The sequence below is a fragment of the Ideonella sp. A 288 genome (assembly GCF_002198735.1).
Lineage (GTDB): Bacteria > Pseudomonadota > Gammaproteobacteria > Burkholderiales > Burkholderiaceae_C > Pseudaquabacterium.
On record NZ_MWLO01000063.1, the window covers coordinates 14,938 to 27,755 of the forward strand.

16 protein-coding genes are annotated in these 12,818 nt (G+C 71.4%); all 16 read left to right on the plus strand.

The genetic code is table 11. From position 1 onward, the window contains the following. The first annotated feature begins 13 nt into the window (after positions 1–13). The 16 genes from EOINJALH_RS03625 (at position 14) to hypE (ending at position 12,804) form a co-directional block, all read left to right on the plus strand. Positions 14–1,870 (plus strand): nickel-dependent hydrogenase large subunit, encoded by a 1,857-nt coding sequence (locus EOINJALH_RS03625; RefSeq protein WP_088278949.1) that lies wholly within the window; start codon positions 14–16, stop codon positions 1,868–1,870. Between the two features lie 27 nt (positions 1,871–1,897). Beyond that, entirely contained in the window at positions 1,898–2,467 is a 570-nt protein-coding gene (locus EOINJALH_RS03630; protein ID WP_088278950.1) for a HupE/UreJ family protein, read from the plus strand. Positions 2,468–2,514: 47 nt separating this feature from the next. Next, positions 2,515–3,240 (plus strand): Ni/Fe-hydrogenase, b-type cytochrome subunit, encoded by a 726-nt coding sequence (gene cybH / locus EOINJALH_RS03635; protein ID WP_088278951.1) that lies wholly within the window; start codon positions 2,515–2,517, stop codon positions 3,238–3,240. Position 3,241: 1 nt separating this feature from the next. After that, positions 3,242–4,006 carry a HyaD/HybD family hydrogenase maturation endopeptidase gene (locus tag EOINJALH_RS03640; RefSeq protein WP_088278952.1) on the plus strand — a complete coding sequence of 255 codons (765 nt, stop codon included), beginning with the start codon at positions 3,242–3,244 and terminating at the stop codon, positions 4,004–4,006. Continuing rightward, a complete protein-coding gene (locus EOINJALH_RS03645) occupies positions 3,985–4,329 on the plus strand; it encodes a HypC/HybG/HupF family hydrogenase formation chaperone (protein WP_088278953.1) in 345 nt (114 codons plus the stop codon). Before EOINJALH_RS03640 ends, EOINJALH_RS03645 begins: the two co-directional genes overlap by 22 nt. Then, complete coding sequence (locus EOINJALH_RS03650) at positions 4,326–4,784, plus strand: hydrogenase (protein ID WP_088278954.1); 459 nt, start codon at positions 4,326–4,328, stop codon at positions 4,782–4,784. The genes EOINJALH_RS03645 and EOINJALH_RS03650 overlap by 4 nt, the downstream gene beginning before the upstream one ends. Positions 4,785–4,796: 12 nt before the next feature. After that, positions 4,797–5,702, plus strand: a complete 906-nt coding sequence (locus EOINJALH_RS03655) for a hydrogenase expression/formation protein (RefSeq protein WP_088278955.1) — start codon at positions 4,797–4,799, stop codon at positions 5,700–5,702. A gap of 14 nt (positions 5,703–5,716) precedes the next feature. Continuing rightward, positions 5,717–5,929 carry a rubredoxin gene (locus EOINJALH_RS03660; RefSeq protein ID WP_088278956.1) on the plus strand — a complete coding sequence of 71 codons (213 nt, stop codon included), beginning with the start codon at positions 5,717–5,719 and terminating at the stop codon, positions 5,927–5,929. A gap of 13 nt (positions 5,930–5,942) precedes the next feature. Then, positions 5,943–6,458: a [NiFe]-hydrogenase assembly chaperone HybE gene (hybE, locus tag EOINJALH_RS03665; RefSeq protein WP_088278957.1), complete on the plus strand. Its 516-nt coding sequence runs from the start codon at positions 5,943–5,945 to the stop codon at positions 6,456–6,458. Next, a complete protein-coding gene (locus tag EOINJALH_RS03670; protein ID WP_088278958.1) occupies positions 6,455–7,591 on the plus strand; it encodes a hydrogenase formation protein in 1,137 nt (378 codons plus the stop codon). The genes hybE and EOINJALH_RS03670 overlap by 4 nt, the downstream gene beginning before the upstream one ends. Then, the gene (gene hypA, locus EOINJALH_RS03675) at positions 7,579–7,926 is read left to right on the plus strand and encodes a hydrogenase maturation nickel metallochaperone HypA (RefSeq protein WP_088278959.1); all 348 of its coding nucleotides are present in this window, start codon (positions 7,579–7,581) and stop codon (positions 7,924–7,926) included. Before EOINJALH_RS03670 ends, hypA begins: the two co-directional genes overlap by 13 nt. Positions 7,927–7,939: 13 nt before the next feature. Next, on the plus strand, positions 7,940–9,058 hold the full coding sequence (gene hypB, locus EOINJALH_RS03680) for a hydrogenase nickel incorporation protein HypB (protein ID WP_234413646.1): 1,119 nt from the start codon (positions 7,940–7,942) through the stop codon (positions 9,056–9,058). Positions 9,059–9,069: 11 nt separating this feature from the next. Then, entirely contained in the window at positions 9,070–10,263 is a 1,194-nt protein-coding gene (locus tag EOINJALH_RS03685) for a carbamoyltransferase HypF (protein WP_158219638.1), read from the plus strand. Between the two features lie 3 nt (positions 10,264–10,266). Continuing rightward, positions 10,267–10,503, plus strand: coding sequence for a HypC/HybG/HupF family hydrogenase formation chaperone (locus tag EOINJALH_RS03690; RefSeq protein WP_088278960.1), 237 nt, complete (start codon positions 10,267–10,269; stop codon positions 10,501–10,503). Further along, on the plus strand, positions 10,500–11,675 hold the full coding sequence (gene hypD, locus EOINJALH_RS03695) for a hydrogenase formation protein HypD (RefSeq protein ID WP_088278961.1): 1,176 nt from the start codon (positions 10,500–10,502) through the stop codon (positions 11,673–11,675). Before EOINJALH_RS03690 ends, hypD begins: the two co-directional genes overlap by 4 nt. Positions 11,676–11,745: 70 nt before the next feature. Further along, on the plus strand, positions 11,746–12,804 hold the full coding sequence (gene hypE, locus EOINJALH_RS03700) for a hydrogenase expression/formation protein HypE (protein ID WP_088278962.1): 1,059 nt from the start codon (positions 11,746–11,748) through the stop codon (positions 12,802–12,804). Positions 12,805–12,818: the final 14 nt, after the last annotated feature.

A 12,818-nucleotide genomic window follows, 5' to 3' on the forward strand; every position in this document is an offset into this window, starting at 1 on the left:
TAAGAGGACTCCCATGGGCGCTTACGAAACCCAAGGCTTCAAGCTCGATGACAGCGGCAAGCGCATCGTCGTCGACCCCGTCACGCGCATCGAGGGCCACATGCGCTGCGAGGTGAACGTCGACAGCAACAACATCATCCGCAATGCCGTCTCCACCGGCACGATGTGGCGCGGCCTCGAGGTCATCCTGAAGGGCCGCGACCCGCGCGACGCCTGGGCCTTCGTCGAGCGCATCTGCGGTGTCTGCACCGGCACCCACGCGCTGACCTCGGTGCGGGCGGTGGAAGATGCGCTGGGCATCAAGATCCCGAAGAACGCGCACCTGCTGCGCGAGCTGTTCGACAAGACGCTGCAGGTGCACGACCACGTCGTCCACTTCTACCACCTGCACGCGCTCGACTGGGTCGACGTGGTGTCGGCCCTGAAGGCCGACCCGAAGAAGACCTCCGAGCTGCAGCAACTGGTGTCGCCCTCGCACCCGATGTCCTCGCCGGGCTACTTCCGCGACATCCAGAACCGGCTGAAGAAGTTCGTCGAGAGCGGCCAGCTGGGCCCCTTCATGAACGGCTACTGGGGCAGCAAGGCCTATGTGCTGCCGGCCGAGGCCAACCTGATGGCGGTGACGCATTACCTCGAGGCGCTGGACCTGCAGAAGGACTGGGTCAAGGTGCACACCATCATCGGCGGCAAGAACCCGCACCCCAACTTCCTGGTCGGCGGCATGCCCTGCGCCATCAACCTGGACAAGGACGGGGCCGCGGGCGCGCCGATCAACATGGAGCGGCTCAACTTCATCAAGGCGCGCATCGACGAGATGAACGAGTTCGTCAAGAACGTCTACCTGCCCGACGTGCTGGCCATCGGCACGCTCTACAAGCACGCCGGCTGGCTGCACGGCGGCGGCCTGTCGGCCACCAACGTGATGGACTACGGCGAGTTCCCGAAGGTCAACTACGACAAGAAGACCGATCAGCTGCCCGGCGGCGTGATCCTGGGCGGCAACTGGGACGAGATCCTGCCGGTCGACCCGCGCGACCCCGAGCAGGTGCAGGAGTTCGTCACCCACAGCTGGTACAAGTACGGCGACGACACCAAGGGTCTGCACCCCTGGGACGGCGTCACCGAGCCCAACTACGCGCTCGGCGCCAAGACCAAGGGCACCAAGACCAACATCGAGCAGATCGACGAGAGCGCCAAGTACTCGTGGATCAAGGCGCCGCGCTGGCGCGGCCACGCGGTGGAGGTGGGCCCGCTGTCGCGCTACATCCTGGCCTATGCGCATGCGAAGAAGGGCAACACCTTCGCCAAGCGCGTGCAGGAGCAGGTCGACTTCTCGGCCATGATGATCAACAGCGGCATCCCCAAGGCCCTGGGCCTGCCCGAGACGCAGTTCAGCGCCAAGCAGTTGCTGCCCACCACCATCGGCCGCACGCTGGCGCGCTGCCTGGAGGGGCAGTACTGCGCCGAGATGATGGTCGACGACTTCAACGAGCTCGTCGCCAACATCAAGGCCGGCGACACCGCCACCGCCAACGTCGAGAAGTGGGACCCGTCCACCTGGCCCAAGGAGGCCAAGGGCGTGGGCACCTGCGCTGCGCCGCGCGGCGCGCTGGCGCACTGGATCCGCATCAAGGACGGCAAGATCGACAACTACCAGTGCGTGGTGCCCACCACCTGGAACGGCAGCCCGCGCGACCACAAGGGCCAGATCGGCGCCTTCGAGGCCAGCCTGATGAACACGCCGATGGTCAACCCCGAGCAGCCGCTCGAGATCCTGCGCACGCTGCACAGCTTCGACCCCTGCCTGGCCTGCTCGACACACGTGATGAGCGAGGACGGCCGCGAGCTCACCACCGTCACCGTCCGCTGAATGCCCATCCCTTCGGAGAACGCTGAGATGAAACGCACCCTTTCCCTCGCGGCGCTGCTGGGCGCCGCCACCGCCGCCTCGGCCCACACCGGCCATGGCACGCATGGGCTGTTGGAGGGCCTGGCCCATCCGCTGGCCATGGACCACCTGCTGGCGATGGTGGCCGTGGGCCTGTGGTCGGCGCTGGCGCTGCCGGCGGGCCGTCGCCTGGCCGGCCCGGCCACCTTCCTGGCGGCGATGGCCGCCGGCGCAGCGCTCGGCGCGCTGGGTGTCGGGCTTCCGCTGGTCGAACAGGGCATCGCCCTGTCGGTGGGGCTGTTTGGCGCCATGCTGATGGCGGGCCGCCTGCTGCCCGCCGGCGCGGGCCTGGTGGCGGTGGCCGTCGCCGCGGTGCTGCACGGCCTGGCGCACGGTGCCGAGCTGCCGGCTGGCGCGTCCTTTGCAGGCTATGCCGCAGGCTTCCTGGCCACCAGCGCACTGCTCCATGGCGCCGGTCTGGGCTTGGCCACGCGCCTGCAGGGGCTGACGCTGCGGGTCTGGCAGATCGTTGGCGGCGCGCTCGGCCTGGCCGGGCTGACGCTGCTGGCGCGCCTCTGATCCACGGCCCTCACGCCCCCCACGCCACCCACGACAAGGAGACGCGCATGTCCCCAGCATCCGGCCAGGAACTGGCCACCGGCCTGGACCCCGGCGCCATCGCCAAGGGCCAGAGCATCAAGTCGGTCTATGTCTACGAAGCGCCCGTGCGCGTGTGGCACTGGATCAACGCGCTGGCCATCACCGTGCTGGCCATCACCGGCTACTTCATCGGCTCGCCGCTGCCCACGCAGCCGGGCGAGGCCAGCGCCAATTACCTGATGGGCTACATCCGCTTCGCGCACTTCGCGGCTGGCTATGTGCTGGCCATCGGCCTGATCGGGCGCATCTACTGGGCGGTGGTGGGCAACTACCACGCCCGCGAGCTGTTCACGCTGCCGATCACCCAGCGGGCCTACTGGCACGAGGTGGGCATCATGCTCAAGTGGTACAGCTTCCTGATCCCGCAGCCCAGCCGCTACGTCGGGCACAACCCGCTGGCCCGCCTGGGCATGTTCGTCGGCTACTTCCTGGTTGTGTTGTTCATGATCGCCACCGGCTTTGCGCTGTATGGCGAGGGCACGCAGGCCGGCAGCTGGGCCGACCGGATGTTCGGCTGGGTGATCCCGCTGTTCGGCCAGAGCCAGGACGTGCACACCTGGCACCACCTGGGCCTGTGGGCGATGGTGATCTTCGTGGTGCTGCACGTCTATGCCGCGATCCGCGAGGACATCATGGGCCGCCAGAGCGTCATCAGCACCATGGTGTCGGGTCAACGCACCTTCAAAGACTGACATGGAACCCCCACGCTCACTTTGTTCGCTGCCCCCCGAGGGGGCGCCGGCCGCCTTGGGGCGGCCCGGCGGCGACCGGGCCTCGCTCGACGACAAGGATGACAGCATCGTCGTGCTCGGCATCGGCAACGTGCTGTGGGCCGACGAGGGCTTCGGCGTGCGCTGCGTCGAGGCGCTGGACCAGCGCTTCAGCTTCGCGCCGCACGTGCAGCTGATCGACGGCGGTACGCAGGGCCTGTACCTGATCCACCATGTGCAGGCGGCGCGGCAACTGCTGATCTTCGACGCCATCGATTACGGCCTGGAGCCCGGCACGCTCAAGCTCATCGAGGACGACGAGGTGCCGCGCTTCATGGGCGCCAAGAAGATGAGCCTGCACCAGACCGGCTTCCAGGAGGTGCTGGCGCTGGCGCAGCTCACCGAATCCTTCCCCGAGAAAGTGCTGCTGATCGGCTGCCAACCCGAAGAGCTGGAAGACTACGGCGGCAGCCTGCGGCCGCGCATCAAGCTGGCGCTCGAGGACGCCCTGGCGCTCGGCGTCGACGCACTGCGCCGCTGGGGCGCCGAGCCGAGTCCGCGTCTGGCCGCACCGGTGGGCGACGAGGCTGTCACTGTGCCGACGCTGTCGCTGGGCGCCTACGAGGCCGGCCGGCCCGCCGAAGACCAGGCCTGTCGCATCGGCGACGAGCGCTTCATGCCGCCGCGCGCCGCCGCGGCCGTTACCGACACCAGCGGAGCCACGCCATGTGCATCGGTATCCCGATGACCGTGCTGCGCACGCGGCCGGGCTTCGCGCTCGTCCGTGGCCGCGGCGAGGAGCGCGAGGTCGACACCGCGCTGGTTGGCGAGGTGCGGTCCGGCGACTGGCTGCTGGTGTTCATCGATGCCGCGCGCGAGCGCATCGACGCCGCGCGGGCCGCCGAGGTCGATGCCGTGCTCGACATGGTGGCCGCTGCGATGGCGGGTGCCCCCGTCGGCGACGAACCCGGATTCGCCTTGCCGTCGGCGATGAGCCCCGAACAATTGGCCGCCCTGGCCGGCCAGCCCGTTCCAACTTCGCCCCCCATTTCCCTGGAGTCCCCCACATGAGCCTCGACATCCCCTGCGACGTGCAGGCCCCGCCCCTGGTGGCCCGCCTGGTCGAGCGCCACGGCGCCCGCTGGGTCGACGCGGCCAACGTGGCCGCCGTCACCGCCGAGCCCGGCGATCTGGTGCTGTTTTTCAGCGGCGACCCGGTGCGCTTTCCCGAATGCCTGGACGTGGCGGTGGTGCTGCCCGAACTGCAGGCCGCCTTTCCGGGGCGCTTCGCCGTCGGCGTGGTGGTGCCGACCGACGAAGATGCCGTGGCCCGCCGCTACGGCATGCAGCGCTGGCCGTCGCTGGTGTTCCTGCGCGATGGCCGCTATGTCACGGCCATCGCCGGCATGCTCGACTGGACCGACTACGTGGCCCGCGTCGCCGAGGCGCTGGACCTGCCCGCCACGCGCGCGCCGACCATCGGCATCGCCGTGGTCTCGGCCGACGCCGCGCCGTCCTGCCATTGAATCGAGACCGCCATGACCGCCTTTGCCTCCGCCAAGCCCTTCCCGATTCCCGTGGTCGCCGCCTACGTGCCCGAACTGGCGCATGAGGACGATGGCCTCGACTACCTGCCGATGCCCAGCGGCATGGACACCTACCGCGCGCCGCCGCTGCCCGAGCCCGAGGAACTGGCAGGCCATGCCGGCGCGGTGCGGGTGCTGCGCGAGGCCCTGGCGCAGCTCGACAAGGCCACGCGCGGCGAACCCGCCGCCGCGGTGTCGCTGGCCGGCCTGTCGCCCGACGACCTGGCCCTGGTCAACCAGGTGCTGGGCGAGGGCGAGGTGAGTGCGCAGGTGCTGGCCGCTCCAGATGGAGGCCAGCACGCGGCTCAGGCGCAGGGCCATGCCCAGGTTCAGGAGTCGGTGTTCGCCGGCGTCTGGCGCGTCGTCGAGGTGCGGCCCGACGGCCAGGTGCACGATCGCATCGAGGTGGGCGACGTGCCCGCGCTGCTGCGCCAGGCCGCGCGCGACGACGCCGCCGCGCCACGCGCCGCGGTGCTGGCACCGCCGCCCGGCATGGTCAACGTGCCGTCGATCCTGGCCGAACTGGAAGACCAGCGCGCCCGCTGGCAGCCGGGTGATGCCACGCACGTCGTCAACCTGACGCTGCTGCCGCTGGCCCCGGCCGACATCGGCTACCTCGACCATGTGCTGGGCACCGGCCGCGTGTTGATCCTGTCGCGCGGCTACGGCAACTGCCGCATCACCGACACCCAGGTGCCGAACACCTGGCGCGTCGTCTACTACAACTCGCAGGACACGGTGATCCTCAACAGCGTCGAAGTCACCGCCATGCCTGAGGTGGCCTGCGCTGCGCTGGAAGACCTGATCGATTCGCACGAGCGCCTGGCCGAGGTGCTGGCTTGGGTCGAGCAGGGCTGAGGGTTCGATCGACCATGTTCGAGGGCAGCTACCTGGGTGACCGCTCGCGCCTGCCGGCGGGGGCGCGGCTCGAATGCAAGATCTGCTGGTGGGTCTACGATCCGGGGCTGGGCGACGAGGTGTGGCAGATCCCGGCCGGCACGCCGTTCGCCGAACTGCCCGAACGCTGGCGCTGCCCGCAGTGCGACGGCGACGCCGACCAGTTCATGGTCTTGAACGACGACTGATGCGCCACTGCCCGTGACCTCCTCCGTCCCCCCGCTGGCGCAACACGTGCAGCGGCTCGAAGCCGTCTACCGCGACATCGCCGCCACGTCGATGCGCGGCCTGCCGGTGTTGCACCCGGGCCTGTCGGTGCTGGCGATCGGCTTCGAACCGGTGCCGACGGAGCCGGGCGTGGCCCTCGGCGTGCTGGTGACGCCCTGGTTCATGAACCTGCTGCGCCTGCCGCTGGACGAGGCGGCCACCCAGGCGGTGTTGCCGGTCGGCGTCAAGGCCGAGCGCGATGGTGGCACGCACCGCTTCGAGTTCATCGGCGCACAGGTGCCGGCCTTCGGCGCCTTCGAGATGGCCTCGCTGTTCTCGCCGATGGCCGAGTTCGCCGACCAGGCTGCCGCGGTGGCCACGGCGCGCGAGGTGCTGGCGCTGCTGCGGCCGGTGGACGCGGTCGCGGCGCCTGCGCCCACCGCGGCAGCGCCGGTGCCGTCGCGCCGCGGCTTCCTCTTCGGCCGCGCGGCCGCCGGGGACCGCCGGTGAGCGGCCTGGGCTCGATCGCCGGCCAGGTGCAGTTGATGCCGGGTCGGCCCCTGCCGACCGTCTCGAGCAGCCGGCCCCAGCTGGCCGAACGCGTGGCCCTGGGGGTGGCGGCCGATGCGCTGCCGCAGCGCCTGGGCGCCGTGTTCACGCTGTGCTCGGCGGCGCACCAGATCGCGGCGCGACGGGCCGTGGCGGCGGCGCAGGGCGCGGCCCTCGAGTCGTCGATCGCCGACGCACAGCGGCTGCGCGCCACCCAGGCGCGCGAACAGGTGCTGCGCATCACCCACGACTGGCCGCGCCTGTGGGCACTGCACCCGGTGGCCGCGCAGGCCGAAGCCGCCGCCGCGGCGCTGCTGCGCAGTTGCCCGCTCTTCGACGCGTCGCTCGACCCCGCGGCGCAGGTGGCCTCGCTGCCCGGCTGGATCGGCGCCCATTGGCTCGGCATGGCGCCCGAGGCCTGGCTGGCCGGCCACGACGCCGACCCCGCGGGCTGGGCCGCGCGCTGGTGCGAGGCCGGGCAGGGCACTGTCGCGGCCGCGCTGCGAGCCCGCCGCGAGGCCGCGATGGCCCTGCACACGCCCTCGCGCCCGCTGCGCCTGCTGGACGACGCACCGCGTCACCTGCCCGAGCTGGCCCGCCGCATGGCCGGCGATGCCGACTTCTGTGCCCGGCCCGACTGGGCCGGCAGCCCCGCCGACACCGGCCCCTGGACGCGCCACCACGATCCCCACCGCCTGCCCGCCACCAGCGCCTGGCCGCGCCTGGTGGCGCGTGTCGTCGACGTCCTGCGCCTGGCCACCGCGGGCGGCGACCAGTGGCTGGCCCAGGGCGCGCTGCCGCTGGCGCCGGGCGAGGGAGTGGCCTGGGTCGAGATGGCGCGCGGCCTGCTGGTGCACTGGGTGAGGCTGGAGCGCGGCAGCTCCGGTGACCGTGTTGTCGGCTGCCGAGTGCTCGCACCCACGGAGTGGAACTTCCATCCGCGCGGCGTGCTGGCCGAAGCCCTGTCGGGCCTGCACGGCGAGGCCGCCGCGACCGGCGCACGACACCTGGCCACGGCCTTCGATCCCTGTGTGGAGTTCGTCGTGCACCCGCCGATGGTGCCGCACGGTGAGGGTGAAGCATGCACGAGATGAGCCTGGCCGGCGGTATCATGCGCGTGGTGGAAGAGGCCGCTGCCCGAGAGCATTTCACCCGCGTCAAGCGCCTGGCGATCGAGGCCGGCGCGCTGTCGGGCGTCGAGGTACGGGCACTGCGCTTCGCCCTAGAGTCGATGGCGCACGGCACCTGCCTCGAAGGCGCCCAGGTCGACATCGACGAACCCCCCGGCACCGCCTGGTGCATGGCCTGCAGCGAGAGCGTGCCCATCCGCTCGCGCACCGACGATTGCCCGAAATGCGGCGGCCACCGGCTGCAGCCCACCGGTGGCACCGAGCTGAAAGTGCGCGAGCTGATCGTGCACGACGATTGAAGGAGACGAACCCATGTGCGTGGTCTGCGGTTGCGCGAACACAGCGGCGGCGATGGAGGGCGATCACGGGCACGACCATGCCCACGACCATGCCCACGACCATGCCCACGACCATGTGCATGACCACGTGCATGACCACGTGCATGACCACGTGCATGACCACGGGCACGGCCATGTCCATGGGCCGGGCTGCGGTCACCATCACCCCCACGGCGATGGCGTCGCAGTGGTCGCCGCCAACGGCGACCTGCACTTCGGCGCCGGCAGCGCCCGCGTCTCGGTGCCGGGCATGAGCGCCGAGCGGGCGATCAAGCTCGAAGCCGACGTGCTGGGCGCCAACGACCGCATCGCGCGTCGCAACCGGCTGCACTTCGACAGCCACGGCATCGCCGCCTACAACCTGGTGTCCAGCCCCGGCTCGGGCAAGACCACGCTGCTGTGCGCCACCATCGAGGCGCTGCGCCGCCGCGCGCCGGCGCTGCCCGTGGCGGTGATCGAGGGCGACCAGCAGACCAGCCACGACGCCGACCGCATCCGCGCCACCGGCGCACCGGCCATCCAGGTGAACACCGGCAAGGGCTGCCACCTCGATGCGCCGATGGTGGCCGAGGCCTTCGAGCGGCTGCCGCTGCACGGCGATGCGCACCATGGCCAGGTGGCCAACGGCGCCGGGCCTGGCGCCTTGCTGTTCATCGAGAACGTCGGCAACCTGGTCTGCCCGGCGATGTGGGACCTGGGCGAGCGTGCCAAGGTGGCCATCCTTTCCGTCACCGAGGGCGAGGACAAGCCGCTCAAGTACCCCGACATGTTTGCCGCGGCCCATGTGATGGTGCTGAACAAGACCGACCTGCTGCCGCACCTGGACTTCGACGTGCAGCGCTGCATCGCGTTCGCCCGCCGCGTGAACCCGGGCATCGAGGTGCTGCAGGTCTCGGCCCGCACCGGGCAGGGCATGGACGCCTGGCTCGACTGGCTGCTCGAAGTGCCGGCCGGCGCGGCGGTGCCCGCGGCCCAGGCGGCCCACTCGGCCGAAAGTCAGGCCGAAAACCAGGCCGAAAGCGAAGCAGACGTGCTGCGCCATCGCATCGCCGCGCTCGAGGCCCGCCTGGCCGCCGTCGGCCTGCAGGCCTGACGCCGCACTGCATGCCCGCGCTCGCCGCCATCGGCCTGCCGCGCCGCGCTCCGGCGCGGGTGCTGGCCTGCGGCGCATTCCTGAAGAACACCGCCGGCCTGCTGATCGACGACCAGTTGTGGCTGTCGCCGCTGCACGACGACCTGTCCGACCCCTCGGCCTGCGCCGCGCTGGAGCGCTCGATCGACGCGCTGCTGGCACAGGCCAACGGCCGCATCGACGCGGTGGCGCACGACCTGCACCCCGACTTTCACAGCAGCCGCGTGGCCGTGCGCACGGCGGCCGCGCTCGGCGTGCCCGCGATCGCGGTGCAGCACCACCACGCCCACATCGCCGCAGTGCAGGCCGAGCAGGGCTGGACCGGCGAGCCGGTGGTCGGCCTCGCACTCGACGGCGTCGGCCTGGGCACCGACGGCACGGCCTGGGGTGGCGAGGTGCTGGCCGTGCGCGGCGGACAGGTCGAGCGCACCGGCCACCTGCCGGCGCTGGCCATGCCCGGCGGCGACGTGGCGGCGCGCGAGCCCTGGCGCATGGCCGCGTCGGCGCTGCACGCGCTGGGCCGCGGCGACGAGATCGTGCCGCGCTTCACCGCGTCGGTGGGCGAGCCGCGGTCGCGTGGTGTGCAGATCATGCTGTCGCGCCGCTTGAACTGCCCCCTGTCCAGTGGCGCCGGCCGCTGGTTCGACGCCGCCGCCGGGGCGCTGGGGCTGTCGGTGCGGCAGTCGCAGGAGGCCGAGGCGGCCATCGCGCTGGAGGCCTGCGCCACCGAATGGCTGGCCCGCCATCCGGCGCCGGAACTGACGCAGACCACGCTCGACCTGCTGCCCGTGCTCGACCTGCTGTTCGACACCGCCCACGACGATCACGCGCGCGGCGAAGCCGCCGCGCGATTCCACGTCGCGCTGGCCGCCGGTCTCGTGGCCGAGGCGCGACGCGCCGCGCAGCGCAGCGGCACGGCGCTGGTCGCGCTGGGCGGCGGCTGCTTCTTCAACCGCCTGCTGTCGTCGCTGGTGCAGGCCGGGCTCGAGGCCGCGGGCCTGCGCGCGCATCGGCCGCAGCGGGTGAGCTGTGGCGATGCCGGCCTGGCGCTGGGCCAGGCCTGGGCTGCCGCGCTGCAACTCGATGCGACGACGGGCGACGGGGCCACGCGGGCCGCGGCCACGGCGGCATCGCCCGACCCTTCAACCCTGAACCCGGAGAGCTGAGCCATGTGCCTGGCCTTGCCCGCGCTGGTGGTGGCGCTCAAATCCGACGAGGAAGCCGTGGTCGACCTCGGCGGCGTGCGCAAGACGGTGTCCATCGCCTTGGTGCCGCAGGCCCGCGAGGGCGACTACGTCATCGTCCACGTCGGCCACGCCATCGGCCTGATCGACCCGGTCGAGGCCCAGGCCACGCTGGCGCTGTTCGCCGAGCTGCAGGCCACGCAGGGCGAGGCGGCGCGGTGAAGTACATCGACGAGTTCCGCGACGGCGACCTGGCCCGTCGCATCGGCGAGAAGATCGCTGCCGAGGCAGACCCCTCGCGCCGCTACAGCTTCATGGAATTCTGCGGCGGCCACACCCATGCCATCGCGCGTTATGGCATCGCCGAACTGCTGCCGCCCAACCTGCGCATGATCCACGGCCCGGGCTGCCCGGTGTGCGTGCTGCCGATCGGCCGCATCGACCAGGCCATCGGCCTGGCACTCGGCCGCGGCGCCATCGTCTGCACCTACGGCGACACCATGCGCGTGCCGGCCTCGGCCGCTGCCGCGCCGGGCGGCGGGCGGCCCTCGCCGGAGAGTCTGTCTCTGATGAAGGCCAAGGCCCGCGGCGGCGACATCCGCATGGTCTATTCGGCCACCGATGCGCTGAAGATCGCCCGCGCCCACCCAGACCGCGAGGTGGTGTTCTTCGCGATCGGCTTCGAGACCACCACGCCGCCCACCGCGCTGGCCATCCGCCAGGCCGCCAAGGAGGACCTGGCCAACTTCAGCGTGCTGTGCTGCCACGTGCTCACGCCCAGCGCCATCACCCACATCCTCGAGTCGGCCGAGGTGCGCGACTACGGCACGGTGCCGATCGACGGCTTCGTCGGCCCGGCGCACGTCAGCATCGTCATCGGCTCGCAGCCCTACGAGCACTTTGCCGAGGAATACCGCAAGCCGGTGGTCATTGCCGGCTTCGAGCCGCTCGACGTGATGCAGGCCATCCTGATGTTGGTGCGCCAGGTCAACGACGGCCGCTGTGAGGTCGAGAACGAGTTCACCCGCGCCGTCACCCGCGAAGGCAACCTTGCCGCACAGGCGGTGGTGGGCGAGGTGTTCGAGTTGCGCGAGCGCTTCGAGTGGCGCGGCCTGGGCGAGGTGCCCTACAGCGCGCTGAAGATCCGCCCGGCCTATGCCCGATTCGATGCCGAGCGCCGCTTCGAACTGAACTACCAGCCGGTGCCCGACCACAAGCAGTGCGAATGCGGCGCCATCCTGCGCGGCGTGAAGCGGCCCACCGACTGCAAGCTGTTCGGCAACGTCTGCACGCCCGAGAGCCCGATGGGCTCCTGCATGGTCTCGTCCGAAGGCGCCTGCGCGGCGCATTACTCGTACGGGCGCTTCCGCGACATCCCGGTGGTGGCGGGATGAGCCCCGCCCGGCCGCCCGAAGGGGCTCATTCCCGCCTGGCGGGACGGGCCGAAGGCCCAAGGGTGCCCTGATGAGCAAAGGAAAGCCCGACTACGTTCGTCCGCTCGACCTGAAGCACGGCCGTGTCGACATGAACCACGGCGCCGGCGGCCGCGCCGGCCTGCAGTTGATCGACGAGGTCTTCGCCCGCGCCTTCGACAATGAGTTCCTGCGCCAGGGCGACGACGGCGCGCTGCTGGACATCCCGCCAGAGCACCGGCTGGTGATGGCCACCGATGGCCACGTCATTTCGCCGTTGTTCTTTCCCGGTGGCGACATCGGCTGCCTGGCGGTGCACGGCACCGTCAACGACGTGGCGATGCTGGGTGCGAAGCCGCTGTACCTGGCCGCCAGCTTCATCCTGGAGGAAGGCTTTCCGCTGGCCGACCTGAAGCGCATCGTCGATTCGATGGCCGCGGCCTCGCGTGAGGCCGGTGTGCCGGTGGTCACCGGCGACACCAAGGTGGTGGAGCAGGGCAAGGGCGACGGCGTGTTCATCGCCACCACCGGCCTCGGCGTGGTGCCCTTCGGCCGGCGCATCGGCGGCGCCCTGGCGCGACCGGGCGACGCGATCCTGGTGTCGGGCCCGATCGGCGACCACGGCGTGGCGGTGATGTCGCTGCGCGAGTCGCTCGAGTTCGAGACCGCCATCGTCAGCGACACCGCGGCACTGCACGGCCTGGTCGCGCAGTTGCTGGCCGCGCTGCCCGAGGGCGCGGTGCACACGCTGCGCGACCCCACCCGGGGCGGGCTGGCCACCACGCTGAACGAGATCGCCCGGCAGTCATCGGCCGGCATGCTGCTGGACGAGGCGTCGATCCCGATCCGGCCGCAGGTCGAGGCGGCCTGCGAGTTGCTGGGGCTCGACCCCCTGTACATCGCCAACGAGGGCAAGCTGGTGGCCATCATCGCACCCGAATCGGCCGATGCGGCCCTGGCTGCGCTGCGCGCGCACCCCTTGGGCGCCGGCGCCGCGCGGATCGGCAGCGTCACCGACGACCCGCACCGCTTCGTGCAGATGGCCACCCGCTTCGGCGGCCGGCGCGTGGTGGACTGGCTCTCCGGCGAGCCGCTGCCACGCATCTGTTGATCGCGATGGCGCCC

Bases quoted from the DNA above. Each gene is read 5' to 3' on its own strand.
- EOINJALH_RS03650 (WP_088278954.1), top strand. From the start codon at position 4,326: ATGAGCCTCGACATCCCCTGCGACGTGCAGGCCCCGCCCCTGGTGGCC.
- EOINJALH_RS03625 (WP_088278949.1), top strand. From the start codon at position 14: ATGGGCGCTTACGAAACCCAAGGCTTCAAGCTCGATGACAGCGGCAAG.
- EOINJALH_RS03645 (WP_088278953.1), top strand. From the start codon at position 3,985: ATGTGCATCGGTATCCCGATGACCGTGCTGCGCACGCGGCCGGGCTTC.
- hypA (WP_088278959.1), top strand. From the start codon at position 7,579: ATGCACGAGATGAGCCTGGCCGGCGGTATCATGCGCGTGGTGGAAGAG.
- hypE (WP_088278962.1), top strand. From the start codon at position 11,746: ATGAGCAAAGGAAAGCCCGACTACGTTCGTCCGCTCGACCTGAAGCAC.
- EOINJALH_RS03685 (WP_158219638.1), top strand. From the start codon at position 9,070: ATGCCCGCGCTCGCCGCCATCGGCCTGCCGCGCCGCGCTCCGGCGCGG.
- EOINJALH_RS03655 (WP_088278955.1), top strand. From the start codon at position 4,797: ATGACCGCCTTTGCCTCCGCCAAGCCCTTCCCGATTCCCGTGGTCGCC.
- EOINJALH_RS03660 (WP_088278956.1), top strand. From the start codon at position 5,717: ATGTTCGAGGGCAGCTACCTGGGTGACCGCTCGCGCCTGCCGGCGGGG.
- hypB (WP_234413646.1), top strand. From the start codon at position 7,940: ATGTGCGTGGTCTGCGGTTGCGCGAACACAGCGGCGGCGATGGAGGGC.
- EOINJALH_RS03640 (WP_088278952.1), top strand. From the start codon at position 3,242: ATGGAACCCCCACGCTCACTTTGTTCGCTGCCCCCCGAGGGGGCGCCG.
- EOINJALH_RS03630 (WP_088278950.1), top strand. From the start codon at position 1,898: ATGAAACGCACCCTTTCCCTCGCGGCGCTGCTGGGCGCCGCCACCGCC.
- EOINJALH_RS03690 (WP_088278960.1), top strand. From the start codon at position 10,267: ATGTGCCTGGCCTTGCCCGCGCTGGTGGTGGCGCTCAAATCCGACGAG.
- cybH (WP_088278951.1), top strand. From the start codon at position 2,515: ATGTCCCCAGCATCCGGCCAGGAACTGGCCACCGGCCTGGACCCCGGC.